General features: G+C 48.2%; 1 protein-coding gene. It reads left to right on the top strand.

Annotated features, from left to right (window positions below):
• On the top strand, positions 1–579 hold a 579-nt coding region (locus R7E78_RS28805; RefSeq protein WP_318058973.1), incomplete at both ends, for an FtsW/RodA/SpoVE family cell cycle protein.

The following is a 579-nucleotide window of genomic DNA, read 5'->3' as shown; positions in this document are numbered from 1 at the left end:
AAACGGCGCCTCTCGTTGGATTCCGCTTGGTCTGTTCAACTTACAGCCTGCCGAAGTTGCGAAGTTATCGCTGTTCATCTTCAGGTCTGGTTATTTAGTCCGTAAGCAAGATGAAGTGCGCCAGACCTTCTTTGGCGGCTTTATGAAGCCAATCATGGTGTTTGCTTTCTTCGCCGTCTTGTTACTTGGTCAGCCGGATTTGGGTACCGTCGTTGTAATGCTGGTTACTCTGTTTGGTATGTTATTTATCGCGGGCGCGAAGCTAACCCAGTTTCTGGCTCTGATGATTGCTGGCATTGGCGCTGTCGTCGGTTTGATCTTGGTAGAACCGTACCGTATGCGCCGTGTTACTTCGTTTCTTGACCCATGGGAAGATCCGTTCGGTAGCGGCTATCAGTTGACTCAATCTTTGATGGCGTTTGGTCGCGGAGAATGGTTTGGTCAAGGGTTAGGGAACTCAATTCAAAAACTGGAATACCTACCAGAAGCGCACACCGACTTTGTATTTGCGGTATTGGCTGAAGAGCTTGGTTTCGTCGGTGTTGTTTTAGTGCTGATGTTGATTTTTAGCTTGGTACT

It is taken from the genome of Vibrio sp. YT-19(2023), assembly GCF_033337395.1.
Note: the sequence above shows the minus strand (reverse complement) of the source record. Positions and strands in the feature narration are given on the sequence as shown.